The 24,952-nt window shown below is 40.3% G+C and carries 22 protein-coding genes and 1 other annotated feature (1 of these 23 only partly in view); of the genes, 18 read left to right on the top strand and 4 right to left on the bottom strand.

Annotated features, from left to right (window positions below):
• Positions 1-245 (top strand) — a binding site (T-box leader) (it extends 5 nt beyond the left edge of the window).
• 52 nt (positions 246-297) lie between these two features.
• From BLV55_RS06685 to BLV55_RS06730, 10 genes are all read left to right on the top strand, one after another.
• Positions 298-1,674: a TrpB-like pyridoxal phosphate-dependent enzyme gene (locus BLV55_RS06685; RefSeq protein ID WP_093312670.1), complete on the top strand. Its 1,377-nt coding sequence runs from the start codon at positions 298-300 to the stop codon at positions 1,672-1,674.
• 234 nt (positions 1,675-1,908) lie between these two features.
• On the top strand, positions 1,909-2,394 hold the full coding sequence (locus tag BLV55_RS06690; protein WP_093312672.1) for a dUTP diphosphatase: 486 nt from the start codon (positions 1,909-1,911) through the stop codon (positions 2,392-2,394).
• Positions 2,395-2,518: 124 nt separating this feature from the next.
• On the top strand, positions 2,519-2,881 hold the full coding sequence (locus tag BLV55_RS06695; RefSeq protein WP_176968310.1) for a DUF3870 domain-containing protein: 363 nt from the start codon (positions 2,519-2,521) through the stop codon (positions 2,879-2,881).
• A gap of 183 nt (positions 2,882-3,064) precedes the next feature.
• Complete coding sequence (locus tag BLV55_RS06700; protein WP_093312676.1) at positions 3,065-4,423, top strand: aminotransferase family protein; 1,359 nt, start codon at positions 3,065-3,067, stop codon at positions 4,421-4,423.
• A 32-nt stretch (positions 4,424-4,455) separates the two neighbouring features.
• Positions 4,456-5,277 carry a beta-keto acid cleavage family enzyme gene (locus BLV55_RS06705; protein WP_093312678.1) on the top strand — a complete coding sequence of 274 codons (822 nt, stop codon included), beginning with the start codon at positions 4,456-4,458 and terminating at the stop codon, positions 5,275-5,277.
• 224 nt (positions 5,278-5,501) lie between these two features.
• A complete protein-coding gene (locus tag BLV55_RS06710; protein ID WP_093312680.1) occupies positions 5,502-6,524 on the top strand; it encodes a TAXI family TRAP transporter solute-binding subunit in 1,023 nt (340 codons plus the stop codon).
• 139 nt (positions 6,525-6,663) lie between these two features.
• Positions 6,664-7,197 (top strand): DUF1850 domain-containing protein, encoded by a 534-nt coding sequence (locus tag BLV55_RS06715; RefSeq protein WP_093312682.1) that lies wholly within the window; start codon positions 6,664-6,666, stop codon positions 7,195-7,197.
• Positions 7,194-9,260 carry a TRAP transporter permease gene (locus tag BLV55_RS06720; protein WP_242870060.1) on the top strand — a complete coding sequence of 689 codons (2,067 nt, stop codon included), beginning with the start codon at positions 7,194-7,196 and terminating at the stop codon, positions 9,258-9,260. The genes BLV55_RS06715 and BLV55_RS06720 overlap by 4 nt, the downstream gene beginning before the upstream one ends.
• 155 nt (positions 9,261-9,415) lie before the next feature.
• Complete coding sequence (locus BLV55_RS06725) at positions 9,416-10,495, top strand: NAD(P)H-dependent flavin oxidoreductase (protein WP_093312683.1); 1,080 nt, start codon at positions 9,416-9,418, stop codon at positions 10,493-10,495.
• A gap of 21 nt (positions 10,496-10,516) precedes the next feature.
• The gene (locus tag BLV55_RS06730; RefSeq protein WP_242870061.1) at positions 10,517-11,884 is read left to right on the top strand and encodes a D-serine ammonia-lyase; all 1,368 of its coding nucleotides are present in this window, start codon (positions 10,517-10,519) and stop codon (positions 11,882-11,884) included.
• A gap of 78 nt (positions 11,885-11,962) precedes the next feature.
• Here the strand turns inward: BLV55_RS06730 and BLV55_RS06735 are convergent, their stop codons facing one another.
• The 3 genes from BLV55_RS06735 to BLV55_RS06745 form a co-directional block, all read right to left on the bottom strand.
• Positions 11,963-12,985, bottom strand: coding sequence for a branched-chain amino acid aminotransferase (locus tag BLV55_RS06735; protein WP_093312685.1), 1,023 nt, complete (start codon positions 12,983-12,985; stop codon positions 11,963-11,965).
• Between the two features lie 110 nt (positions 12,986-13,095).
• Positions 13,096-13,773 (bottom strand): uracil-DNA glycosylase, encoded by a 678-nt coding sequence (locus tag BLV55_RS06740; protein WP_093312687.1) that lies wholly within the window; start codon positions 13,771-13,773, stop codon positions 13,096-13,098.
• A gap of 189 nt (positions 13,774-13,962) precedes the next feature.
• The gene (locus BLV55_RS06745) at positions 13,963-15,645 is read right to left on the bottom strand and encodes a methyl-accepting chemotaxis protein (RefSeq protein WP_093312689.1); all 1,683 of its coding nucleotides are present in this window, start codon (positions 15,643-15,645) and stop codon (positions 13,963-13,965) included.
• Between the two features lie 196 nt (positions 15,646-15,841).
• Between BLV55_RS06745 and sfsA the strand changes: the two genes are divergently transcribed.
• Positions 15,842-16,540 (top strand): DNA/RNA nuclease SfsA, encoded by a 699-nt coding sequence (sfsA, locus tag BLV55_RS06750; protein ID WP_093312691.1) that lies wholly within the window; start codon positions 15,842-15,844, stop codon positions 16,538-16,540.
• A 5-nt stretch (positions 16,541-16,545) separates the two neighbouring features.
• Here the strand turns inward: sfsA and cysK are convergent, their stop codons facing one another.
• Complete coding sequence (gene cysK / locus BLV55_RS06755) at positions 16,546-17,466, bottom strand: cysteine synthase A (RefSeq protein WP_093312693.1); 921 nt, start codon at positions 17,464-17,466, stop codon at positions 16,546-16,548.
• A 240-nt stretch (positions 17,467-17,706) separates the two neighbouring features.
• On the opposite strand from cysK, the gene galU reads away from it, so the two are divergent.
• From galU to hisD, 7 genes are all read left to right on the top strand, one after another.
• Positions 17,707-18,576: a UTP--glucose-1-phosphate uridylyltransferase GalU gene (gene galU, locus BLV55_RS06760; RefSeq protein ID WP_093312695.1), complete on the top strand. Its 870-nt coding sequence runs from the start codon at positions 17,707-17,709 to the stop codon at positions 18,574-18,576.
• A 35-nt stretch (positions 18,577-18,611) separates the two neighbouring features.
• The gene (locus BLV55_RS06765; protein WP_093312697.1) at positions 18,612-20,150 is read left to right on the top strand and encodes a glycosyltransferase family 39 protein; all 1,539 of its coding nucleotides are present in this window, start codon (positions 18,612-18,614) and stop codon (positions 20,148-20,150) included.
• 29 nt (positions 20,151-20,179) lie between these two features.
• Positions 20,180-21,187 carry a glycosyltransferase family 2 protein gene (locus BLV55_RS06770; protein ID WP_093312699.1) on the top strand — a complete coding sequence of 336 codons (1,008 nt, stop codon included), beginning with the start codon at positions 20,180-20,182 and terminating at the stop codon, positions 21,185-21,187.
• Positions 21,188-21,206: 19 nt separating this feature from the next.
• Positions 21,207-21,614, top strand: a complete 408-nt coding sequence (locus BLV55_RS06775) for a GtrA family protein (RefSeq protein ID WP_176968311.1) — start codon at positions 21,207-21,209, stop codon at positions 21,612-21,614.
• A 140-nt stretch (positions 21,615-21,754) separates the two neighbouring features.
• Positions 21,755-22,984, top strand: a complete 1,230-nt coding sequence (hisZ, locus tag BLV55_RS06780; RefSeq protein WP_093312703.1) for an ATP phosphoribosyltransferase regulatory subunit — start codon at positions 21,755-21,757, stop codon at positions 22,982-22,984.
• 34 nt (positions 22,985-23,018) lie between these two features.
• Positions 23,019-23,663, top strand: a complete 645-nt coding sequence (hisG, locus tag BLV55_RS06785) for an ATP phosphoribosyltransferase (protein WP_093312705.1) — start codon at positions 23,019-23,021, stop codon at positions 23,661-23,663.
• Complete coding sequence (gene hisD, locus BLV55_RS06790) at positions 23,660-24,952, top strand: histidinol dehydrogenase (RefSeq protein WP_093312707.1); 1,293 nt, start codon at positions 23,660-23,662, stop codon at positions 24,950-24,952. Before hisG ends, hisD begins: the two co-directional genes overlap by 4 nt.

Genomic DNA, 24,952 nt, shown 5'->3' on the forward strand with positions numbered 1-24,952 from the left:
CACTAAGAGCGGGAAGAGTAGGGATCCTCTACGGAATTTTAGAGAGCTGGTGATGGTGGAAATCCAGTATTTCGTTAGATGCTGAATGGGCCTGTGAGTGGAACGCTGAAAGGATGAGTAGGTGGTTCCGGGATTCTCCCGTTACAGAGATAGAATATCGGCTGCTTGGTGGTCCGTATTCGAAAGAGATGAATGGCTGATGAAAGCATTCAAATGAGGTGGCACCGCGAGAGATCGCCCTCTATGCATTTGCATAGAGGGCTTTTTTTATACAATTAATGGAAGGAGAGGTTAATAATGAAAAATGTTCCCTATCGAATTTACCTTGATGAAAAGGAGTTGCCTAAAAAATGGTACAACATTCAGGCGGATATGCCGGTGAAGTGTCAGCCAGCCCTAAATCCTCAAACTCATAAACCGATTGGACCAGAAGAGTTATCGGCAATTTTTCCAATGGAACTAATCAAACAAGAAGTAACGCAGGAACGCTATATCGATATTCCGGAAGAAGTACAAGAAATGTATCGCTCTTTCAGACCAGCACCTCTCTGTAGAGCTTATAGATTAGAAGAGGCACTAGGAACACCGGCTAAAATTTATTATAAATATGAAGGGACAACTCCTTCTGGAAGTCATAAAATGAACACGGCTATTCCTCAAGTATACTATAATAAAAAAGAGGGAATCACCAGGTTGGCAACAGAAACCGGTGCAGGGCAATGGGGTTCTGCTTTAAGTATTGCGTCACAAATGTTCGGCTTGGAATGCATGGTATATATGGTGAAGGTAAGTTATGAACAAAAACCATACCGCAAATCCTTGATGCAGACGTATGGAGCAAAGGTAACACCAAGTCCCAGTGAATATACAAAAGCCGGGCGGGAAATACTGAAAAAAGATCCCGAATCCCTGGGAAGCCTTGGTATCGCTATTAGTGAAGCGGTAGAAGATGCAGCATCCAGAAAAGACACCAGTTATGCCTTGGGGAGTGTTTTGAACCATGTTATTTTACATCAGACCATTATTGGTGAAGAAGCCATAAAACAAATGGAAAAAATTGATGAGTACCCAGACATGGTGATAGGCTGTTGCGGTGGAGGCAGTAATTTTGCGGGAATATCTTTTCCATTTATGAGAGATAAGATCGCAGACAAAAGAAAAACTCGATTTATAGCCGTTGAACCGGCTGCTTGCCCTACCTTGACGAAAGGAAAATTCTCATACGATTTTGGAGATACGGCAAAAATGGCTCCTATTACAATGATGTATACTCTGGGCCATGATTTTGTTCCAGAAGGCATTCATGCTGGTGGACTTCGATATCATGGAGAATCACCGCTGGTAAGTCAGCTTTACCATGATGGATTTATCGAAGGAAGATCGGTTCATCAAACAAAAGTATTTGAAGCAGCTATTCAATTTGCAAGAGCAGAGGCAATATTACCGGCGCCAGAATCAGCTCATGCTATACAGGTGGCGATTGAAGAAGCAAAGAAATGTAAAGAAACAGGTGAAGAAAAAACGATTCTTTTTGCGTTAAGCGGTCACGGTCATTTTGATTTAGCTGCCTACGAAGCCTATCTTTCCGGAAAAATAGGCGATGTGGAGTATACGGATGATATGTTGGCGGAAGGACTAAAATGCGTACCATCTATTGAATGCCCGTCCATTTAAGATAAAAAGATAGTCCGAGATATACCTCTTTTGACAAACCGTAGAAAAATTTCGGTTTATTGATCAAAAGAGGTTTTTTATCGATGCATGGGTACGGATATGCACCCTGTTTATATTTTGGGAAAAGGAAACAGATCATTAGTAATATTGGTATTTCAATGGTTTTTGAAGTGAACAAGGTGAATGTGGTATACTAGTAGGGAGAATAAGGACAGGTAGAAAGTGAGGACTCCTATGGACTGGATAAAGCTATATAGTAGACAAAGAGAGCTGGATTCATTTATCCAAAAAAATCATCAATTAGAAAATGAAAGTTTAACAGATAGGAAAATTTTAGCCTTTCAGGTAGAGCTGGGGGAACTGGCTAATGAAACAAGATGCTTTAAATTTTGGAGCCATAAAAAAGCATCACCTAAAGAAGTGATCTTAGAAGAATATGTGGACGGGCTTCACTTCTTACTAAGCCTTGGATTAGAAATGGATTATACGTTTAACGAATTAGAGCCTGGAAGTATTTGTGAAGATGAAACCCGGCAATTTCTATCCGTGTATCACGCTGTTAGCCAATTTGAAAAAGAAAGAGATGAGGCCGCTTTTCATCATCTTTTTCAGTCATTTCTGTCTTTGGGAGAAAAATTGGGTTTCACCCGTGCTGAAGTGATGGAATCCTATTTAGCAAAAAACGAAGTGAATCATCAGCGACAGGACGAAGGATATTAAGCGTAAATAAGGGATTGAACAGGGCGAATCAAAGACTGTCATAAAAGAATGGGGCTTGAAAAAAACGTGACAAATGGGTATAATGACAGTGAGATTATTTTCGCATTATGTATAGGTGGTGAGGGTGACGGCTAATTACTCAAATAACACAGTTTATTTTATTGCCTATGCCAAGCTTCCGGGAGAAATTCCGGCAGCTAATCTGCATCGGGTTGTTGGATTAGGGCTTATCATCGACCGGAACAGTGGTGAAATTGTTGATGTATCCTGCACTTTACTCACAAAAGAAGCCCGAGAATTTATTAAATCAGTATTGGTCGGACATAATATTCATGATGAAGGAGCCGAAGTAATTGCTGCATCTATTAGAGATCGGTACCACGGCTTTGCTCAGAAAGCGTTATGCGTTGCCTTGCGAGGTGGAATAGAACGCTATCTTCAATGGAAAAACGAACAAACCAAAGAACCGACCAAGGAAAATCATTAGTTGTATGCTGCTTTACCCGCCGCCCAAGCAAGTCCTGCCTGCGGCATCGCGGGTGGAACCCAGTATAACTGAAGCCACGGAAACCGTAAGAGCAATTAAGCTATTTAGGGAATAGTGGTGTATGTTGTACTGGTTTTTGTTTTATATAAAACAAAAACCTAAAATTCGGAAGGGGGATTAATGATGAGTTTGAACAAAGCGCCAAAGAATCATGTTTTTTATCGGAATCAAAACTGGATTTATCCGCGTATTGAAAGTGGTGAAGGTGTATACCTTTATGGAGAAGGTGGCAAGGAATATATAGATGCCTGCTCTGGTTCTGCTGTAGCTAACATTGGACATGGGAATGCAGAGATAGCTCAATTTGCCAAAGAGCAAATTGAACGAGTAGCCTTTACTCACCTTTCAAGATGGACTGTGGATACAATAGAAAAATGCGCAGAAAAAGTGTGTGAATGGGCACCGGGAGACTTAAATCATGTTTATTTTGTTTCTGGTGGTTCAGAGTCAACGGAAACGGCCATAAAAATGGCACGTCAATATTATGTTGAAAGAGATGGCAAAGAAAGTAAAAAATGGAAAGTCATCAGTAAATGGAATTCTTTCCATGGAAACACTTTAGGAGCTCTTTCGATGACTGGAATACCAGGAAGAAGAAATATTTACGAGCCTATGCTAATTGATTTCCCTAAAATTCCTCAATTCTATCATTATCGTAATCCATGGAATTGCCAAACCTTAGAGGAAACCAGTATTAAGGCGGCAGAAGCATTAGAAGAAGAAATAATCAAGCAGGGAGCCGAAAATATCTGCGCCTTTATTTCAGAACCAGTGGTTGGCTCAGCAGTTCCGGGAGTTCATCCGACTAAGATTTACTTTGACAAAGTGAGAGAAATTTGTAATCGATACGACATTCTGTTTATTATGGATGAAGTAATGGCAGGATTTGGTCGGACAGGCAAAAAGTTTGCATCAGATCACTATGATGTGGTTCCGGACATTATTACCTGCGCTAAAGGAATGAGTTCAGGATATACACCTATGGGAGCAGCTATTTGCAGTGAAAAAGTCTTTGATACAATCATGGTTCAAGGATCAGGGAATTTTATTCATGGGCATACCTATGCCAGCAACCCTCTTTCCTGTGGAATCGGCTTAAAAGTGCTTGAAATTATCGAAAGAGAAGGTATTTTACAAAATGCAGCTGAGCAGGGAGAATACTTTGGAGAAAGAATGGAACAGCTGTACAAATACCCGATTATTGGTGATGTGCGTGGAAAAGGACTAATGTGGGGTATTGAATTTGTTCAGGACAGAGATACGAAAGAGCCTTTCGATCCATCCGTGAACCTAAAAGGCAAGTTTACGGTTAACTGCTTGGAGGAGGGCGTTGTGCCTTATCCGGGTGGGGGTTCTGCAGGAAATGGTAAAGGTGATGATACCTTATTAGCACCACCAATCAATATTACACGTAAAGAATTAACAGAAATGATGGACAGATTAGAAAGAGCGATTGATAAAACAAGTAAGCAAGTATTGTAAGGATAACAAAATAGAAGAAGGAGGCGTTACGGTTGGATAAACTGATTATTACCTTGGCACCTACGGGAAACGTGCCTACCAGAGCGTTAAATCCCAGCACGCCGGTTACTCCGGATCAAATTGTTGCTGATCTGCAAAAGTGTAGAGAAATGGGTATTTCTGTCGGGCATCTACATGTGCGAGATGAAGAAGAAAAACCTACCTGTGACCGAGCTATTTTTAAGGAGCTTATTGATAAGATTGATGCCAGTGATTTAGACATTATTACTCAAGTTTCAACAGGTGCTAGAGGTGGCGGTAATACAGCGGAATGGAGAAGCCAAATGTTAGATCTTAATGTTGAAATGGCCAGCCTTTCAACAGGATCTTCTAATTTTCCAACGGCTGTGAATGCTAATCCGCCAGAACTAATTGAGCATTTAGTATCTAAGATGAATGAAAATAATGTTAAACCTGAAATAGAAGCGTTTGATGTGGCGATGATTGATAATGCAAAATTTCTTATTAAAAAAGGTATCCTGAAAACTCCTGTGCATTTTAATCTTGTAATGAATGTACCTGGATCGATCAAGGGAACACCTAAAAATTTAATGCATATGATTGAAAGCCTTCCACCTAATTCAACTTGTAGCGTCATGGGAGTTGGAAATGCTCAGGTTCAAATGCTAACAATGGCGATTGCTATGGGAGCTCATGTCCGAACAGGACTAGAAGATGTTTTAGTAATGCCTGACGGTTCTCAGGCAACGAATGAAAAACTAGTACAACAAGTAGTGAATATTGCAAAAGCAGTAGGTAGAGAAATGGCAACACCGGCAGAAGCCAGAGAAATGCTAGGACTACCAGCTAAATAAGAATAGGGCCATATTTTATATGGCCCTATTTACCAATTAGAAATTCAATGAAGGAAGACTTGCAGTATCTGTTATTTATGAAGAAAATATTGACTTTTCTGCCAGCGGAGAGTAAAATATACGGTGCAAGACATAAAATACTGAAATGTCGCAAAATTAGCATAGTATTTCCTGGATGCTATGTTAATGATAAATCATGAAGTGAAGAAGAAAAGGGGGATTTTATGAAAAAGACACGTTTTGGATTGTTGCTAGTGGTATTGTTGGTTATGAGTTTAGCTTTCACCGGCTGCGGTGGTGGCGGCGATGAAGCACCAGCAGAGGAGAATGGTGAAGCAGCAGAAGCACCAGCAGGTGAGGTTCAAGAGCTTCTTTATGCTACAGGTGGAACAGCAGGAACTTACTATCCACTAGGTGGTGCAATGGCTTCTGTATGGAACGAGCATATTGATGCGATTAACGTAACCATTCAACCATCCGGAGCATCTGTTGAAAACCTTCGACTGCTAAACACTCGAGATGCAGACATTGTATTGGCAATGAACAACATTGCTGAAGATGCATGGCATGGAGAAGGATCCTTTGAAGGTACTGAAGTACAAGGATTCAGAGCTATAGGCGTTGTCTACCCAGAGATTATTCAAGGTGTTGGTCTGGTAGAAAGTGGTGTTCTTACCATTGAAGATCAGGCAGGTAAAACGGTTGCAGGTGGACCTCCAGGAAGTGGTACGGCAGCAACAACTCCACACATCTTCGCAGCTTATGGATTGACAGATGACGACATGACAGTTGTAAACGATACTTTTGGTGATGCTGTAGACAAAATGAAAGATGGTCACGTTGACGCAGCGTGGAATGTTCTAGGCGCACCAGCTTCCGCAATTGTTGACTTACTGACAGTTCGGGAAGTAGCTTTCCTGGAAATTACAGGTGAAGAGCTAGAGACTCTGCAGGAAGAGTTTCCATTGATTGCTCCTCATGTGATCCCTGCAGGAACTTATAACTATCGAGGCGAAGATTATGATGACATCCACACCATAGCACTTCAGGCAGTACTATATGTACGAGATGATTTGGATGATGACATCGCCTATGATCTTGCACGAGTAATGTATGAGCATAACTCTCAGATCGCACAGTCTCATGCAACTGGTGAGCAAATCGTTATCGAGAATGCATTAAATGGAATTACAACTGAATTCCATCCAGGAGCTATTCGTTATTACGAAGAGCAAGGCATGATGTAATTAACCGTAACGAATGATTCGGTAATGACATGTAAACCGGGCATGTTCCATGCCCGGTTTATTTTCCGGAACTTTTCAGAAAAATCCAGGAAAAAGGTTGTTTTAGAATGAATAATCTCAAAAAAGTGAAGTAATATATATGATCAATTATATCAGAAAATACAAAATACTATTTTTTTTAATAGGGATAATAATCGTATCTGTTGGCTGTCTATACCCATCAGTAAAGATGGTAACGGTTCTTCAAATACTTGATCCAACAAAGGATGATCAGCTGTTGTATCAGGTGAGAATAGAACCGGGAAACTCCTTTTCCATTCACTGGAAACATTCTGTTACAAAACAACCTGTTATAGAAACCTATTACCTTCAGCCGGAACTAACCATAGGTATTCAGGAGATGTTCTTTAATGAACATGGTCCAAACCTACCGGCAGGGCCGGAAGGTGGGACGAAATGGGAGATAAAAGACGGAATGTTTCGCGTTTACAATTACGATGTATCTTTTAAGAAATTGCCGGTGCGAATCGGTAGAGAAGTAGCTGACCATACTTTTTACTACGACCACCATGAAGTACCCCTCAGAGAACTTGCTTCACCAGGTGGGTTTGTTGAGATAGAAGCAACTAATATTTCATTATTGAAGTACTATATGAGGAGGGAAGTCAGATGAGCAATGATCAGTCAAACAAAGATGAAAAAGTAATCAAAGAAGAAAAAACCCAGGAAATGGCGAATACTCAAGAACCTCAGAAACAAGATTTTGTGGAGAGCGGAGAATCCATTCTTGACAAGCAAATGATTGATGAAGAGCAAGCGGCGGAAGTTGCCGCAAAATATGACAGAGAATTTACAGCTAGAAAGTTAAAAGGGATCCTTGGGAAAACGATTAGTTTAGTTGCCATTGTGTGGGCCTTTGTGCAACTTTATACGGCTTTATTTGGAGTTTTTCCAACGACAATTCAAAGAGGACAGCATGTTGGTTTTGCGTTATTCCTGGTATATGTTCTGTATCCATTTAAACGTTCACTGCGCAATGATAAGGTGCCCTTTTATGATTGGATATTAGCCTTTGCAGGAGCTTATGTTGCATTATACCATTTACTTAATTATCGTGATATTATTCATCGTGCCGGTGCTTATACACAAATGGATGTGATTGTATCGGTTGTTGCTGTGTTACTAGTGTTGGAAGCTACAAGAAGAATTGCCGGACCAGTACTGGTATGCGTTGCATCTTTCTTTTTGATTTATGCTTTTATTGGACATAGTTTCCCAGGGTTTATGTCACATAGAGGGTATGCAATCCCTAGAATTGCAACGTATATGTGGATGTCTACAGAAGCGATTTTAGGTATTCCCATCGGAGTATCATCTACGTTCATTTTCTTGTTTTTAATTTTCGCAACATTCCTTAAAAAGACAGGGATTGGTGACTGGCTGACAGCGCTTGCGATGGGTGTTGCCGGTGGACTTACGGGTGGACCTGCCAAAGCAGCTGTTATTGCATCGGCTACACAAGGTACTATTTCTGGAAGTTCCGTAGCTAACACGGTTGGGACTGGATCAGTTACAATACCTTTGATGAAGAGTATTGGATACCGACCTGAGTTTGCAGCGGCTACAGAAGCGGCGGCTTCTACAGGTGGACAGTTAATGCCTCCAGTTATGGGTGCGGCTGCCTTTATTATGACGGAATTTACAAATTTACCGTACATTACGATTGCTCTTTCAGCAGCGATTCCAGCAGCTCTATATTTTACTGGTGTATTTATGATGGTTCACTTGGAAGCTAAGAAAACCGGGTTAAGAGGACTAACCCGTGCGGAACTGCCAAATCCATTTAAGCTACTGAAAGAAAAGTGGTTCTTGGCATTACCAATCTTTGTTATTATGTACTTACTGGTTGGTGGATATACACCAATGCGTGCCGCGTTATTTGCTATTGTGTCGGCAATTTTAGTTTCATATATCCGGAAAGACACTCGATTGAAACCTATCGAAATCATAGAAGGTCTTGATGAAGGAGCACGGTCAGCGCTTCCTGTAGTAATGGCCTGTGCAACGGCTGGAATTATTGTAGGGATTGTAACCCTTACAGGTTTGGGAGTTAAGTTTTCTACGGGTATTCTGATTCTGTCAGGTGGAAACGTTTACTTAGCAATGCTCTTTACAATGTTTGCTTCTATTATTCTGGGGATGGGAATGCCAACGACAGCCAATTATATTGTTCAGGCTACAATTGCAGCTCCTGTTTTGGTAGAATTGGGAATCCCGGTTATAGCAGCACATTTGTTCGTGTTCTACTTTGGTATTATTGCTGATATCACACCTCCGGTAGCTTTAGCAGCTTTTGCGGGATCGGGAATTGCAGGTTCTAACCCGTTCAAAACAGGAGTTCAAGCTTCCAAACTGGCCTTTGCTGCCTACTTAGTACCGTATATCTTTGCGACTCACCCGATGCTAGTGCTAGTGGACTGGACACCAGCTGCCCTGATCATGTCTTTAGCTACAGCGCTCATAGGAATGTATGCCATTGCCTCTGGCGTAAGTGGTTTTATGAATACGAAAATAAACGGTGAGATGCGTATTATTTTATCAACAGGCGGTTTAATGCTTATTGTTCCGGGAAATACAACCAATATTGGCGGTATCGCTATTATAGGACTGGCTTTTCTATATCTTAAGTATAAGGAAAAGAAAGAGGCTGAAAAATCAGAAGCTACCAGTGCTTAATAGCCTAAGAATATGAAAAAACAAAAAGGAAGCACTGTCTGAGAACTAAGGCAGTGCTTCTTTTTTTAGAAAGCAGATTACGATGAAAACAGATTTGCAATTAACGTCGAATTTGGTACAATGAGACTATAAATAATAATCAAGGAGACGATGAAATGAGTATACCTTCCTTACAAATAGGGGATGAAACAGTAAAAATTCCTATCTTACAAGGTGGCATGGGGATAGGCGTATCCCTGTCGAGACTGGCGGCGGCCGTAGCGAATGCCGGTGGCATAGGGGTGATGGCAGGCGTTCAAATTGGATACGAAGAAGAAGACTTTTATACTAATAACGATGAAGCGAATGTACGTGGCCTTAGAAAACATATTCGAAAAGCAAAAGAGCTTAGCCCAGATGGTTTTTTGGGAGTCAATATCATGGTAGCGGTTCAAAACTATAGAGAAATGGTGCAGGCGGCCGTTGAAGAAAAAATAAATTTAATTATTTCCGGTGCTGGATTGCCCTCTGAACTTCCCGCATTGGTTAAAGGATCTGGCACAAAAATAGCACCCATCGTATCTTCCGGAAAGGCAGCAGCATTAATTGCTAAAATGTGGGATCGAAAATACCAGGTACTACCGGATCTAGTGATTGTCGAAGGACCTGATGCCGGTGGACATCTTGGTTTTTCAGAAGAACAGTTGAAAGGAAATCATTCTTTTAGACTGGATGAAATGGTGAAGGATGTTATGACTGCATTAAAGCAGTATGAGGAAAAATATCGAAAGAAAATCCCAGTGATTGCCGCTGGAGGTGTGTTCGATGGAAATGATATAGCAGACTACTTGAAAATAGGAGCAGCAGGTGTTCAGATGGCCACACGGTTTGTAGCTACTCAGGAATGTGACGCTGATGATGAGTTTAAGCAAGCCTATATCAACTCTCAGAAAGAAGAAATAGGATTGGTTAAAAGCCCTGTAGGGATGCCAGGAAGAGCCATTATCAACGAATTTGTGAACAGACTTGATAAAGGGTCCATTCCGGTTACTAAATGCACCAACTGTCTCAAACCATGTAATCCGGCTACGACACCTTATTGTATCACAGAAGCTTTAATTCGGTCAGTAACAGGATCTGTCAGGGAAGGTCTGATATTTGCAGGAAAAAATGCCTATCGCATCAATAAAATTGTAAGCGTTCAGGAATTAATGGATGAGTTAGTGAAAGAAACAGAGGTGGCTTTATCAACCTAACAAATAAGGGGTGAATCTATTTTGACTCAGTGTGACTTTGTGAATGAGTGGAAGCGGAAATATCCAGAGATTAAAAAAATCTTAAAGAAAGAACCTTTCTTCTGGATAAATCCTAAATGTAAAAATGCAAGTCATGCATTAGATAAACTTCCGCTGACTACAGAAGATATCATGGATGCATCCAACCGTTTGGAACGTTTTGCGCCCTATCTGGCACAAGTATTTGATGAAGTAAAAGCATCTAGTGGCATCATTGAATCTTCTTTGCAGGAAATTCCAAAAATGAAGAATGCCATGGAAAAAAGGCTGAAACACCCTCTTGCTGGAGATTTATACTTAAAAATGGATCACCAACTACCTATTTCTGGATCTATTAAAGCCAGAGGCGGTATTTATGAAGTGCTGAAGCATGCTGAAAGACTTGCGATGAAGGAAGGTCTTTTATTTCATAATTCTGATTATAGAGTACTTGATTCCCAACCTTTGAGAAACTTTTTCTCACAATACTCAATTTCTGTGGGTTCTACAGGCAATTTAGGTTTAAGTATCGGGATTATGGGAGCTAAACTGGGATTTAGGGTGACTGTACATATGTCGCGAGATGCAAGAAAATGGAAAAAAGAGAAATTGCGACAACATGGAGTAAAAGTCAGAGAATATGATTCAGATTTTGGAAAAGCTGTAGAGGAAGGAAGGAGACAAGCCCAGCAAGATCAACGAAATTATTTTATTGATGATGAAAACTCAAAAGATCTTTTTCTCGGCTATGCGGTGGCTGCATTACGTTTGAAAAAGCAATTAGAGGACAAGAAAATAATCGTTGACGAGAGTAATCCACTATTTGTCTATTTGCCGTGTGGGGTTGGTGGCGGTCCGGGTGGTATTGCTTTTGGCTTAAAGCAGATTTATGGCGACAGGGTTCATTGTTACTTTGCTGAACCTACGCAAGCACCAGCTGTACTATTAGGAATGTTAACGGGACTTAAGGAAAAAGTTTCAGCAACAGATTTTGGCATTGATAGCCAGACGGAAGCTGACGGATTAGCTGTATCCAGACCCTCAGGGCTGGTGTGTCAGATGATGGAGGAGTTACTGGATGGGGTCTTTACAGTAGATGACGCCCTCTTATTCAAGATGCTTGCCATGCTTTCAAAAACGGAGGGAATCCAACTGGAACCATCAGCATTGGCAGGAATGCCAGGACCTTTCCGATATGCAAAAGATGCGGTTGTGCATCGAGCTGTCCGACTAGGAGGGTATGACCCTTTCATGAAGCAGGCTACTCATATTGTTTGGGCAACTGGTGGTGCTATGGTACCGGAAGATGAGATGAAACAGTATATCAGCAAAGGGAATGAAATGCTGTCTATAGAAAAACAGCAGGTTTGAAAAACCTGCTGTTTTTAATGACGTAATAACCTGTGACAGCGTAATGCATCCTATGAGGAAGCAACTTTATAGAAAGACTTACTTTACTGGACAAATCCATCCTTCAGGCCCTTCGATATCACCAAATTGAATGCCACAAAGGGTTTCATATAATTTTTTGGTAATGGGACCAACCTCTGTTTCACTATAAAAGACATGAAGACTATCCTTGTAATCAATACCACCAATTGGTGTGATCACAGCGGCTGTTCCACAAGCACCGGCTTCGGCAAACTCATCTAGCCTGTCTACATAAACATCACGCTCTTCAGCTTTTAAGTTCAAATAATGTTCAGCTAAGTAGAGTAAGGAATACTTTGTGATGCTTGGCAAAATAGAAGGAGAGTCTGGTGTAACAAATACATTATCTTTTGTAATACCAAAAAAGTTAGCGGCGCCGACTTCTTCAATCTTACTATGTGTTTTTGGATCTAAATAAATACAATCAGCAAATCCTTTTTTGACAGCTTCTGCATGGGGTTGCATGCTTGCCGCATAATTACCACCCACTTTTGCAGCGCCAGTACCAAAGGGAGCTGCTCGATCATAATCAGAAACAGTAAAGTTTACTGGTGCCAGACCACCCTTGAAATATGGACCTACAGGTAAGCAAAAAACACAGAAAATATATTCCGGTGCAGGTTTTACACCAAGATTGTCACCAACACCAATGACAAAAGGTCTTAAATAAAGGGTTGCTCCAGTTCCGTAAGGAGGAACGTAATCTGAATTTGCTTTCACCACTTCTTTGCAAGCATCGATAAACTGCTCTTCCGATACTTCAGGCATTAAGATTCTTTGACAACTTTTCTGCATGCGTTTTGCGTTTTGATCCGGTCGAAACAACTGTATTTGACCACTTTTTGTCCGATATGCTTTTAAGCCTTCGAAGCATTGCTGGCCATAATGCAGAGCGGAAGATGCTTCGCTTATGGCAAGCCTGTTATCTTCTGTTAGCTTACCTTTATCCCATTTTCCATCTTTCCACATAGAAACATAGCGATAAGGTGTTTTCATGTAGCTAAATCCCAGTTGACTCCAATCAATTGATGCGTTGCTCATATAAATCCCTCCTGTTCTTAATCTAAAGCAATGGTCTGTCGACTTTCATTATATCAAACTTTTTTCAAAAGAGGAAATAGATGGATCTTGTCTTGATTCAAAATGAAGATTTATTCAAAAACTTCTAAACGCCAGTCGATAGGCTCAATTCTCTGACTGACTAAATAAGCATTTGCCTTGGAAAAGTGGCGACAGCCTAAAAATCCGCGATAGGCAGAAAGTGGGCTGGGATGAGGCGCATATAAAATTAAGTGATTAGGGTTAGAAATCATGCTGGCTTTTTCAGACGCCTGTTTTCCCCAAAGCATAAAAACAATCGGGTTTTCAGAGTTGTTAAGGGCTTTGATCACTTGGTCTGTAAATCGTTCCCACCCTTTTCCACGATGGGAAGCCGGCTCACCCTGGCGAACTGTTAAAACAGTGTTAAGGAGAAGAACACCCTGTTTTGCCCAAGAAGTCAAGCATCCATGACTTGGGACAGGACATTCCAAGTCATCCTTTAACTCCTTAAATATATTGACAAGAGAAGGTGGCGCCGGAATATCCTTTTGAACCGAAAAAGATAATCCATGAGCTTGTCCTTTGCCATGATAAGGATCTTGTCCCAGGATAACAACTTTAGTTTGCTGATAACTGGTATAATGCAATGCATTAAAAATATTTGCAGCCGCCGGATAAACAGAATGATGTTGATATTCATTCTTTAAGAAATTTCTAAGCTGCGCATAGTAGTCTTTCTCAAATTCGCTTTCTAATATCTGACTCCAGTCATTTTTAAGAATAGCCAAAAAAAACACCCCCGTACTTTTATCCTATCACAGGAAATGATAAAATCAACGATAAAATACCCTTATCAAGAGTGAGTATGGGGCTTTCTCTCATTCATGATAAGGGTAAAAGTAGCATAATGGAGCGGGTAATCATTTCAATGATTTTTAGTGGTGAAATGTCGGTAACAAGGGTAATTGCAGTTAATGTTAGACCTTAAAAATAGAAATTGCATTTTGAAGGTCATTGGCTAAAGCCGCAAGACTGCTAGCTGAATCCGCTATTTCATCAACAACAGAGTTTTGTTGTTGTGCGCTAGCAGAAACCTCTTGTGAAGAGGCAGCTGTTTCTTCTGATATAGCCGACATGTTTTGAAAGCTGTTGACTACTTCCTGGCTGTTGTTTGTAACTTTTTGTACCAATAGAGTGACATGATTAATTCCCTCTGAAATGGTGGATACTTCGTCAGAGATACTTTCAAAAAGACTGCTGGCACTATGAACCATTTCAGTTCCATCTTCTACTTGCAGGCTGTTATTTTCCATCGAAAAAACGGCACCTTTGATTTGTGATTGGATCCTTTCTATAATCTTTGCGATACGACTGGAGGACTGGGAAGTTTCTTCTGCTAATTTTCTTATTTCTTCGGCTACTACGGCAAATCCACGGCCGGCTTCTCCTGCACGGGCTGCTTCAATAGCTGCGTTTAAGGCTAATAAATTTGTTTGCCCAGAAATCGAATGAATACTTTCAACAATGTTAACTATTTCCGTGGAAGCTTGATCAAGTTCTTTGACAACTACCATGGTTTCTTTAGAGGAAGAAAGAATTTCATTCATTTTTGATACCGCTTCTCTTGATGCTTTTCGACCATTTTTAGCTGAATCTTGTGTGTGAGTAGAAGCGTTTTGTACCTGTTCAATGCTTTCAGAAACCTGGAGCATATTTTCGGCAATTTGCTCCAGGTTTTGATTACTGGTTTCAACAGCAGAGGATTGTTCTTCGGTAGCTCTGGAGACTTCTTCAATAGTTCGTGAAACTTCTTGTGAGGTGGCAGCCGCTTCTTCTGAAGAGGCTGCTAATCTTTCGCTGGTGCTGGCAACCTGGCCTGATATAGAACTGCTGGATTTAATAAGACCTTTAAGATTATCGACCATTTGATTAATAGCTTTTGCCAAGTGACCAATTTCATCAGTGCTCTTTACTTCAACTTGCTGAGTCAGATCACCTTGAGCAACTATATGAACTAAATCGACTAATTTTTTTAGAGGGCGAATGATACTGTTGGAAATGACAAAAGCAAGGATAATAGAGACAATAATAGCAAATCCAATGGAAGCAATGACCATTTTGCGAATTTCCTCCTGGGTATTGACTACCTCAGCGCCAATGAATTGAACATTTTCTTGTCGTTCATTTGCCATATTACGGGCGTAAATCATCAACGTATTACCCTCTGGCCCCATACGGTTAGTAATCACTTCGATGGCATCATCATACCTTCCTGTATTATACATTGGCACAACTTCGGCGGTGGCAATCCGTCGCCAGGCCTGACTTCTTTCGACAAACTTTTCATCTTCCGGAGTGCCTGAAATTTCTAATAGTTCACGCTCTAGAGAGTCGCTGGTACTTGAAACACGAATAAATTGATTGAGATAAAATTCATCACCGGTCAAGACAAAGTTGCTTATGTGAGAACTTCTTTCAGCTATGGTGAATGCTAATTCGTTATTAATTCGATAAAGATCCATTTGCTCCTCTAATAAATCCCTGAGTTCGTCCTGGATGGCACTAAGCTGCATAAAACTAAAACCGCCTAAAGCAATTAAAATCAAAGTGATGGTAAAAAAACCTAGAAGTATTTTTTTTCGGATGCTAGTCCTATGCATGAGTAATGCCTCCTTTGAGATTGTGTAAAGGTAAACTATTCAGATACCTCTATATTTTACGATATTTCTGACAAAAAATCCATATGTTTTACAAAAATTTGGTAGAATGATAAGTTGTTTGAGAAAAAGAAAGCATAATCAAACGGGAAAGAGGCATGAAATAATGATAATTGAAGAGAAAAGGAGATGATTAGGAGTGCGGTATGAAAAAGTAGTTAAAGGTGAATTTATCAAAAGACCGAACCGTTTTATTGCTCACGTATTGATTGATGGCAGAGAAGAAGTTGTACATATAAAGAACACCTCCCGGTGTCGAGAGTTGCTGATACCAGGGGTTAAAGTCTACTTAGAGGATAAAAGAGAAGTGCCGGGTAGAAAAACTGGATATTCTGTGATTAGTGTATACAAGGATGATGTGCTTGTTAACATTGATTCCCAAGCTCCTAATACTGTTATAGCTGAAGCACTTGAAAATAATAAGATAGATGGATTTTTGAATTTTTCTTTACTAAAGAGAGAAGTTACTTATGGAAAGTCACGTTTTGATATTTTTATGGAAAGAGAAAAAGAAAAGATTTTCATTGAAGTAAAAGGGGTTACATTGGAAAATAGTGGGGTTTCGGCATTTCCGGATGCACCTACCGAGAGAGGTGTGAAACACGTAAAGGAATTGGAAGGTGCCGTTGCAGAAGGGTATAGAGGGGTGATATTTTTTCTGATTAAAATGCAAAAACCGGATCTTTTCAAATTAAACTGGAAAATGGATCCGGCCTTTGCGGAGGCAGTATGCAAAGCTCAATCTAAAGGGGTCGAGGTGTTAGCCTATGATTCACTGGTTACCCCTGAAGAAATCTTCATTGGAAAAAAATTGCCTATTAATTTACAGCCTTGGTGAGCCAGTTAATCAATATCATAAAGCGGAGTGCTTAAATAGCGTTCACCATTGCTGGCTGTCATGACAACTAGATGTTGATTAGGGTCCATATTTTTAGCTATTTTGAAGGCCGCAGCAATGGCAGCTCCTGAAGAAATTCCCAGCAACAAGCCTTCTTCGCGGGCGACTTTTCGAGCTGTTTCTATTGCTTCTTCCGTGGTAATCTGAACGATACGGCTAAGTAAGCGAGTATCCATAATTTCAGGAACAAAACCAGCTCCGATTCCTTGGATTTTATGAGGACCAGGTTCTCCACCAGACAAAACCGGTGAATCAGAAGGTTCAACAGCAACTAGTTGAATAGAAGGGTTTTTTTCTCTTAAATAGCGGCCAGCACCTGTAATGGTACCACCTGTTCCTACGCCGGCAATAAACGCATCGACTTGTCCGTTAAGATCATTCCAGATTTCAGGACCTGTAGTTTTATAATGAACAGCTGGATTGGCTGGATTGATAAACTGTCCAGGGATGATTGCATTAGCATGGGTGCTGACTATTTCATTTGCTTTTTCAATAGCTCCCTTCATTCCCTTAGAACCTTCTGTAAGAACAAGATCAGCTCCGTAAGCCTTTAAAATTTTTCTTCGTTCAATAGTCATGGTATCAGGCATAACAAGGGTTAGTTGATAGCCTTTAGCAGCGGCGATCATTGCAAGACCAATGCCTGTGTTTCCGCTGGTTGGTTCGACGAGCAGGGTGTTTTCTGTGATTTTTTTTTCCTCTTCAAGTGCTTCGATCATGCTTAGGGCGATTCGGTCTTTTACAGAACCACCAGGATTTTGAAATTCCAGCTTTACAAAAATAGTTGCCATGTTTTCTCGACCCTTGCGGCTAAGCTTGACTATTGGTGTTTTGCCGACTAACTCACTAACGGTATGGACAATCATGAGAACTCCTCCTTAATACCTAGTAATTTGGTAGGTTTAATGGGGAATATTTTACCTCTTCTCTTTCTCTCTGTCAAGATTTTTTTATTTGTTTTTTTAGAAAGCATACACCCTGATACAGATTGATGGCTGTGCTTAGCTTATTAATTCCATCAAAGCGGTAGTATTAAACAGGTAAAAATGGTACAATATCCAATGGAATAAGGGAATACCCTAACATCCCAAAGGAGATGAAACGGAATGAAAGTGAATAAAGCGATTATTCCAGCCGCAGGTCTTGGAACAAGATTTTTGCCTGCAACAAAGGCTCAGCCTAAGGAAATGTTGCCAATTGTTGATAAGCCAACATTACAATATATAATAGAAGAGGCTGTAGATTCAGGTATTGAAGAAATTTTGATTATAACAGGAAGAAATAAGCAGTCGATTGAAGACCACTTTGATAAGTCCATTGAGCTGGAGCTGGAGTTAGAAAAAAAAGGAAAAGATGACCTGCTTCAAATTGTAAAAAATATTTCGGATATGGTGAATATCCACTATATCCGTCAAAAAGAACCGAAAGGCCTGGGACATGCTATTTATTGTGCCAAAAGCTTTATCGGCAACGAACCTTTTGCGGTGATGCTAGGTGACGATATTGTGGATGCTAAAACGCCCTGTCTTCAACAGATGACTTCTGTTTACAATGAATACAAAACAACGATTCTTGGAGTTCAGGAAGTCCCGAGATCAGAGGTGGACAAATATGGAATCGTGAATGGAAAAAGCATTGAAGATAATGTTTATAAAGTGAAAGATTTGATAGAAAAACCAGCGATAGAAGAAGCTCCTACGAATATCGCTATATTGGGACGGTATATTATTAGCCCTAGCATTTTTAGCATTCTGGAACATACAAAACCTGGAAAGGGAGGCGAGATTCAGCTGACGGATGCGTTAAAAACCTTAGCTCGCCAAGAAGCGATGTATGCTTATATCTTTGAAGGGAAACGATACGATGTAGGCGATAAAATGGGTTTTTTACAGGCGACGGTAGAATTTGCGCTCAAAAGAGAAGACTTAAAAGAACCCTTTAAGCAGTACCTTAAAGAATTTACAAAAGAACTCTAAAGAGTGATGACACGATAAAGAGAAAGGCTATCAAAATGAATGTAAAAGCAGAGTATTTTGAACAAATCAAAGGCTGGGTTTCAAAATGGCCGCTGCACCCTCTTATTCAAGGGGGGTGCGGTCTTTTTGCCTTGTTGATTATTATGTTGGGGGTTTTTCAACGAGGTCCGGAAGTACTAAAATATCCCGCCACCTTTTTATTAATATATTCATTGCTGCTGGCTGGTTTATGGATAGGGGTGTCAGCCATTATAGAAAGATTTACATGGTTGCAAAAGCCTTTTGTTTTTCCGGCAGCTGTCACAGGCCTTGCTTTTGTTCCTCGTTATCTATGGATAAGACTAGTAGAGACAACACCTATGTGGGATTTTGCCAGATACTATCATTATGCTATATCGATCGTTAATGGCAATCCAGAAGCAATCGCTGACATTCGAGGCGTATTTCCTCATCTGACTGGGTATCCACTGATTCTTTCCTATGTATTTCGCTTTTTTGGAACAGAAGTGGCGATTGCTCGTTGGTTTAACCTTATTTGCACACTGCTGACCATTCTGCTAGTATATCAGCTGGGTAAGGTGATGTTTTCACCTAAGGCAGGAAGAATAGCGGCAATCATGGTTGCTTTATGGCCGGGCCAGATATTTTACATATCCGTATTAGCCGCCGAACATCTATTTACGATGCAGTTACTGTTCGTCTTGTTGCTGTTTTGTTATATGGTTAAAGGAGAGCCTAGCGGAAAATCCTTTGGATGGGCGATTGCTACAGGAGTAATGCTGACAATGGCACATATTGTAAGGCCTGTTGCTTCTTTGTTATTTCCGGCTTTTTTTCTATACTTACTAATTGCTCCTGCATCAAAAGGATCTGTTTTGACAAATGAAACAGAGGGAAGGCCAGGATGTTGTGACCGAAAAGTACTTTTTCGAAGAGCTTCCTTATTGGTAGTCATTGTATTTATATTTTGGGGGACTTTGCAGGGTTTAAATCGGATCTATGAGCCACAGGTACAAGTACCACTGGGAAAAACCGGTGCTGGTTTTAATCTTTATGTAGGTACCAATAAAGATTTTCAAGGAATGTGGAATGCGGAAGATTGGGAAATAATAGAGGAATTTCAATACGATTTTGACAGGATACATCAAGAAGCTTGGGATCGAGGAATGGAAAGAATACAGGAAGACTATACCGAGTTTCTTTTGCTGGCTGAACAAAAATTTTCTATTCAATGGGCTGTTTCGGAATATGGTCTTTACTGGGGATTGTTGGGAACAGACAGAGTGACAGCGGTCAGCCTCTGGGCAGAAGAATATCGACAAGAACTTCAAATAGCATCCCAAGTTTTTTATTTAAGTCTTTTTTGGTTGATTTTGCTGAATGCACGAAAAGAAATAAAGAAGTTCCAGGCTACTCCTGCTGATTTGATAGGAATCCTTTTTTTTGGATTTATTGCGATGCACACGTTAATAGAAGTTCAGTCTCGTTACCATCACAGCCTTATTCCTTTGTTTATTCTATTAGCAGTAGGACCATTAAAGATAGAAAAAATACCGTCTTTGAAGCAAAAATGATATGATTAGCTGGAAAGGGAGTTTTTGCAATGAAAAAACCGCATATCTCGATTGTTGTTCCTATGTATAATGAAAGTGAAGTAGCAGAAACTTGCTATCAGCGTCTTAAGGCAGTGATGGAACAATACCAGGAAGAATTTAGGCATGAACTGATTTTTGTGAATGATGGCAGCATGGATGATACGTTGTCTATTATTAAAGCCTTAGCGAAAGAAGACGATTGCCTGAGAGTAATCAACTTTGCCAGAAACTTTGGTCACCAGATTGCTGTAACAGCAGGTATTCATCGTGCTACCGGAGATGCTGTTGTTGTTATTGATGCTGATATGCAAGACCCTCCAGAACTAATTCCGGATATGGTTGCTCAGTGGAAAGAAGGCTACCATGTTGTTTATGGACAGCGGCAGAAGCGAGAAGGAGAAACCTGGTTCAAGCTGGCTACAGCGAAAGGCTTTTACCGTATTCTTAACAAGATGACAGAAGTGGTCATACCTATGGATACAGGCGATTTTCGTTTAATAGATCGAAAAGTAGTAGATGTCTTTAAAAATATGCCAGAACGAAGTCGTTTTATTCGTGGAATGGTGAGCTGGATAGGATTTAAACAAAAAGCCTTGCTCTATGAACGAAAAGAACGATTTGCAGGAGAAAGTAAATATCCATTACATAAGATGCTGAAGCTGGCAGCCGATGGAATTTTAGCTTTTTCCGGCAAGCCTGTAGAATGGATCCGTAATAGTGGTTTGGTGATTACAGGAATATCAAAAATGATGTTTTTTATATGGTTGATTCTATTGCTTTTGGGAGATGCCTCCTTGCTGTTTTATAATGGCTGGCATAGTGTTTTAGGGATTCTTATAGGCATACAGTTACTGGCGATGGGAATACTGGGTGAATATTTACTTCGGGTTTATGATGAAGTAAGAAATCGACCACTATACATTATAGATGAAGAAATACCTGCAAGGAAGGCTCGCACAGGACCAAGAGACTGGGAGCAAAAGACTTTTGGCAAAATCGATATGGAAGCCGACTAAGCATTCAGGAGGAAAAAGAATGTCTTTAGAGGAAAAAATCCGGCATTACAGCTTATACATTATTTTCGGTGTTATAACAACAGTGGTGAATTTGGTCGTTTTCAGGATCTTTCTTGAAGTGGGGCTTCATTATACGGTGAGTGCTACGATTGCATTTGTTATCGCTGTACTGACCGCATACTATACGAATAAAACCTGGGTTTTTGGGAGTCAGACAAAAGGCGTAAAAAATGTATGGAAAGAACTTGTCAGTTTCTTTAGTGCTCGTATATTTACGTATTTTGTTGATATAGCCGGATTGTTGTTATTAGTGGAAGCCTTGAGGCAAGATCCTTTTCTTAGCAAACTGCTAATGAACATTGTGGTAGTGATATTAAACTATATTCTTAGCCGCTGGGTAGTATTTAAAGCAAAGCAGGAATATTGAAAAAGCGCTTTTTAAGCGTTTTTTTTATACAAAGACTCAGCTGGTCGCTTGACAGGAGTCATGAAAGAATTTAGAATAGGAACATGTCGAAAAACAGTTTAACGATTTAGCGCACTAAAGCGTGAAAGGGGATGTGACTGGTGGATAAAAGAAAAGTTTTCTTGCCACAAGGTGTGCAGGACTTATTGATAGATGATTGTTTGTTGCGAAGAAAAATGGAAGATCATTTAATGGAAACCTTTAACCAATGGGGCTATATGGAAGTTAGCAGTCCGACCTTGGAGTACTATGACTTATTTACAAAACCGCCTATGTTAGCGGACGGAGACAATATGTTTAAGATGATTGATACCAACGGAAAAATTTTGGTGATGCGGCCAGACTGTACGATTCCGATCGCTAGGATGGTTGCAACTAAAATGAAAAATTTTGTTTATCCATTAAAGCTATGCTATGTAGAAAATGTGTATCGAATTGATAAAGAACAATCAGATCAGAAACGGGAATTTAGACAGGCGGGTGTTGAACTGTTTGGGGTTTCCTCTGTTAAAGGAGATGCCGAAATACTTGTCACAGCCATCGAGTCTCTAAAATCCATGGGGTTAGAAAATTTAACCGTAGAATTAGGGCATATGAAATTCCTAGGTGCTATCTTTGATTCTCTTCAACTAGATAAAGAGCTAAAGCATCAATTGCTTCGATTGCTGGAAGAAAAAAATATTATAGGTATTAAAGAAATGACAGAAATGTATGGTATAGACCAGGAAATGGCACAGCTTTTAATAAGGCTTCCTCGCATGTTTGGAACCCCGCAGGAGGTTTTGTCAGAAGCAAAGAAATACTATTTAACAAAAGAAATGGAAGAAGCCTTAGAAGAACTTCAAAGAACTATTGAAATGGTTCAGAAATATGGTTTAGGCGAATGTTTGGGGATAGATTTAGGAATGGTAAGCCAACTGGAATATTATACAGGGATTACTTTCAAAGGGTTTACGAAAGATTTAGGGGCGGTTATTCTTAGTGGAGGTCGATATGATAAATTGTTGGGGAAATTTGGCATGGACTGTACAGCTACCGGCTTTGCTATTGTTGTTAATAAACTGACAAAGGCTCTTAAAATACAAGGAAATGTAGATGTGCCCCGTCGAAAACATATTCTTATCTTGGATAGTCAGTACAGAGCAGGAGCTGTTAAAGAAGCGGTAGATGCTTTACGACAGGGTGGTAATATTGTCGAATTTTGTATGCTGAAAGATCATGAGGAAATTCGGGAATATATGGAACGTCGCCAGGTAGATGAATTGGTCCGCATTCATGTAGATGGTCAGATAGAAAATATTTCTATCCATGAAAACTCGGAGAATAGATAAGGGAGAATAGAGAACAGATAAGGAAGTGGATAAGATGCAGGGAAAAATAAGATTGGCCCTTACCAAAGGGCGTTTGGAAAAAGACACGGTTCAACTTCTTGAAAAAGCGGGCCTTAATATGGAAACAATTAAAAATCCTCAGCGCAAATTGATTCTGGATATTCCTGGATATCCATTGGAGATCATATTGTTGAAGGGCAGCGATGTTGCCACCTATGTAGAACACGGAGTAGCCGATTTAGGGGTGGTTGGGAAAGATGTTTTACTCGAAAAACCAAAGCCTGTATATGAAGTGGCTGATTTAGGCTTTGGCGCCTGTCGAATGGCGGTGGCAGGGGAAACATCCCTTTGTCCTGATAACAAAAAGCTACTAAGAATAGCAAGTAAATATCCGAAGATTGCGAGAGAACATTTTGAAAGAAAGGGTCAGTCGGTAGAAATTATTGAACAGCAGGGGTCGGTGGAGTTAGCTCCGCTGATGGGTCTTTCGGATGTGATTGTTGATATTGTTGAAACTGGAAATACATTGAAAGCCAATGGATTAATCGTTTTGGAAGAGATTGTTCATATTAGTGCCCGACTGATTGTGAATAAGGTAAGCTATAAAACAAGAAGAATAGAAGTAAACGCATTGATTGATTTGTTAGAAAAACAAGTGAGAATAAGGAGGGAACAATGATGAGAATCGTCGACTGGAAAGATTCGGAAGGAGAAACTTATTTGGAGGCCCTCCAGAAAAGACAGCAAGCAACCAATAGAGAAATAGAGGTCAAGGTTCGGGAATTGTTGGAAGAAGTTAAGAAAAAGGGAAATTCAGCTGTGTTAGAAATGACGGCAACCTTTGATAAAGCTCATTTAACAGAAGAAACCATGAAAGTAAGCTCTGAAGAAATAGAGAAAGCTGTGAACAAAGTAGATAAGGCGTATCTAAAAGCGATTCGACGAGCGCAAGAAAAAATCAGCCGGTTTCATGAGCGTCAACGTCAGCTTTCCTGGTTTGAGAATCCCGAAACTGGCGTCACCTTGGGACAAAAGGTAACGCCTTTAGAATGTGTTGGGATTTATGTTCCTGGTGGTACGGCGGCGTACCCTTCATCCGTGCTGATGAATGCCGTACCAGCAAAAGTGGCTGGAGTAGAAAGAATCGTTATGACAACGCCACCGGATCAAGAAGGTAAAGTAAATCCTGTTATTTTAGCGGCTGCTTTTATAGCAGGAGTTGATGAAATATATAAAATTGGAGGTGCTCAGGCGATTGGAGCCATGGCTTTTGGAACAGCAACGCTTCCGAAAGTAGATAAAATTACTGGTCCGGGCAATCAATATGTGGCAACGGCAAAAAAAATGGTTTATGGGCAGGTAGATATCGATATGATAGCAGGTCCAAGTGAAATATTGGTGATTGCCGATGAAAACGCTGATCCAGCCTATGTAGCCGCTGACTTGCTTTCGCAGGCAGAGCATGACGAATTGTCGTCGGCCATTTGTATCACCACCAATAGACTAGTGGCAGAAAAAGTGCTTAAACAACTAGAAAGACAACTTAAAAAGCTGGAACGACAGGCTATTGCAAGAAAATCCATGGAAAACTATGGTGGCATCTGGGTGGTTGATTCACTGGAAAAAGCAGTTTCAATTTCAAACCGATTAGCCCCAGAACATTTAGAACTTTGTGTAGAGAAACCATTTGAATTATTGGAAAAAATAAAACATGCAGGTGCGATTTTTATGGGCCATTATTCACCAGAACCGCTTGGTGATTATATAGCGGGCCCTAATCATGTATTACCAACGGAAGGAACCGCCCGCTTCTATTCACCTCTTTCAGTGGAGGATTTCGTGAAAAAAAGCAGTATTATATCTTATACTCGGGAAGCTATGGAAAAGGTAGCTGATGATGTGATTCTAATGGCTGAAGAGGAAGGACTTCAAGCTCATGGGCAAGCCATTCGTATAAGAAGACGGTAA

The sequence above is a fragment of the Tindallia californiensis genome, assembly GCF_900107405.1.
In the GTDB taxonomy this organism is placed as follows: domain Bacteria; phylum Bacillota; class Clostridia; order Peptostreptococcales; family Tindalliaceae; genus Tindallia; species Tindallia californiensis.

What these genes read in the sequence shown, in the direction of transcription:
- BLV55_RS06745 (WP_093312689.1), bottom strand. Translation starts at nt 15,645, where the DNA reads ATGCATAGGACTAGCATCCGAAAAAAAATACTTCTAGGTTTTTTTACC.
- BLV55_RS06700 (WP_093312676.1), top strand. Translation starts at nt 3,065, where the DNA reads ATGAGTTTGAACAAAGCGCCAAAGAATCATGTTTTTTATCGGAATCAA.
- BLV55_RS06720 (WP_242870060.1), top strand. Translation starts at nt 7,194, where the DNA reads ATGAGCAATGATCAGTCAAACAAAGATGAAAAAGTAATCAAAGAAGAA.
- cysK (WP_093312693.1), bottom strand. Translation starts at nt 17,466, where the DNA reads ATGATTGTCCATACCGTTAGTGAGTTAGTCGGCAAAACACCAATAGTC.
- BLV55_RS06685 (WP_093312670.1), top strand. Translation starts at nt 298, where the DNA reads ATGAAAAATGTTCCCTATCGAATTTACCTTGATGAAAAGGAGTTGCCT.
- hisG (WP_093312705.1), top strand. Translation starts at nt 23,019, where the DNA reads ATGCAGGGAAAAATAAGATTGGCCCTTACCAAAGGGCGTTTGGAAAAA.
- BLV55_RS06765 (WP_093312697.1), top strand. Translation starts at nt 18,612, where the DNA reads ATGAATGTAAAAGCAGAGTATTTTGAACAAATCAAAGGCTGGGTTTCA.
- BLV55_RS06770 (WP_093312699.1), top strand. Translation starts at nt 20,180, where the DNA reads ATGAAAAAACCGCATATCTCGATTGTTGTTCCTATGTATAATGAAAGT.
- BLV55_RS06690 (WP_093312672.1), top strand. Translation starts at nt 1,909, where the DNA reads ATGGACTGGATAAAGCTATATAGTAGACAAAGAGAGCTGGATTCATTT.
- BLV55_RS06715 (WP_093312682.1), top strand. Translation starts at nt 6,664, where the DNA reads ATGATCAATTATATCAGAAAATACAAAATACTATTTTTTTTAATAGGG.
- BLV55_RS06735 (WP_093312685.1), bottom strand. Translation starts at nt 12,985, where the DNA reads ATGAGCAACGCATCAATTGATTGGAGTCAACTGGGATTTAGCTACATG.
- BLV55_RS06710 (WP_093312680.1), top strand. Translation starts at nt 5,502, where the DNA reads ATGAAAAAGACACGTTTTGGATTGTTGCTAGTGGTATTGTTGGTTATG.
- BLV55_RS06775 (WP_176968311.1), top strand. Translation starts at nt 21,207, where the DNA reads ATGTCTTTAGAGGAAAAAATCCGGCATTACAGCTTATACATTATTTTC.
- hisD (WP_093312707.1), top strand. Translation starts at nt 23,660, where the DNA reads ATGATGAGAATCGTCGACTGGAAAGATTCGGAAGGAGAAACTTATTTG.
- galU (WP_093312695.1), top strand. Translation starts at nt 17,707, where the DNA reads ATGAAAGTGAATAAAGCGATTATTCCAGCCGCAGGTCTTGGAACAAGA.
- BLV55_RS06725 (WP_093312683.1), top strand. Translation starts at nt 9,416, where the DNA reads ATGAGTATACCTTCCTTACAAATAGGGGATGAAACAGTAAAAATTCCT.